1 protein-coding gene is annotated in these 1294 nt (G+C 43.5%); it reads left to right on the top strand.

Annotated elements, in window-relative coordinates; genetic code table 11:
- Window positions 1-173 precede the first annotated feature (173 nt).
- A partial coding sequence (locus tag R7Q09_RS24250) for an IS4 family transposase (protein WP_318143712.1) occupies window positions 174-1294 on the top strand: 1121 nt, incomplete at its 3' end.

Raw genomic sequence — 1294 nt, 5'->3', positions numbered from 1 at the left:
TTCCATAGGACTGTTTTTGCCAAAGATTCAGTGGAGATACGTAAGATCTGATGAGGTCGCTGGGTACTGAGGAATCCCCTAATGATTTTGATAAAAATCATAAATTTAAGGTAGATGCACATCTTGTCATGTGATCAAATGGTTCTGAGAAAAATCAATAACCAGACAACAAGATGTGCGAACTCGATATTTTACACGACTCTCTTTACCAATTCTGCCCTGAATTGCACTTAAAACGACTCAACAGTTTAACGCTGGCTTGCCACGCATTACTTGAATGTAAAACGCTCACTCTTACCGAACTTGGTCGTAACCTGCCAACGAAAGCCAGAACAAAACATAACATCAAACGAATCGACAGATTGTTAGGTAATCGTCACTTGCACAAAGAGCGACTCGCTGTATACCGTTGGCATGCTAGCTTTATCTGTTCGGGCAATACGATGCCCATTGTACTTGTTGACTGGTCTGATATCCGTGAGCAAAAACGGCTTATGGTATTGCGGGCTTCGGTGGCACTACATGGTCGTTCTATTACTCTTTATGAGAAAGCCTTTCCGCTTTCAGAGCAATGTTCAAAGAAGGCTCATGACCAATTTCTAGCCGACCTTGCAAGCATTCTACCGAGTAACACTACACCGCTCATTGTCAGTGATGCTGGCTTTAAAGTGCCATGGTATAAATCCGTTGAAAAGCTAGGTTGGTACTGGTTAAGTCGAGTCAGAGGGAAAGTGCAATATGCAGATTTAGGTGCGGAAAACTGGCAACCTATCAGCAACTTACATAGCATATCCTCAAGTCGCTCAAAGACTTTAGGCTATAAGAGGTTGACTAAGAGCAACCCAATTTCATGTCAAATTGCACTGTATAAATCACGTCCTAAAGGCCGAAAAAATCAGCGTTCGACACGGACCAATTGTCATCATCCATCACCTAAAATCTACTCCGCTTCGACAAAAGAACCATGGGTTTTAGCGACTAACTTGCCCGTTGAAATCCGAACACCAAAGCAACTTGTTAGGCTCTACTCGAAGCGTATGCAAATTGAAGAAACCTTCCGAGACTTGAAAAGCCCAGCCTACGGTTTAGGCCTCCGTCATAGCCGAACTAGCAGCTCAGAGCGCTTTGATATCATGCTGCTAATCGCCCTAATGCTTCAACTGACATTTTGGCTTGCTGGAGTTCATGGTCAGAAACAAGGTTGGGATAAGCACTTCCAAGCTAACACTGTCAAAAATCGAAATGTACTCTCAACAGTGCGCTTAGGGATGGAAGTTTTGCGGCATTCTGGCTA

It is taken from the genome of Vibrio sp. 2130-1 (genome assembly GCF_033339515.1).
This window is presented reverse-complemented; position numbering and strand designations above follow the sequence as displayed.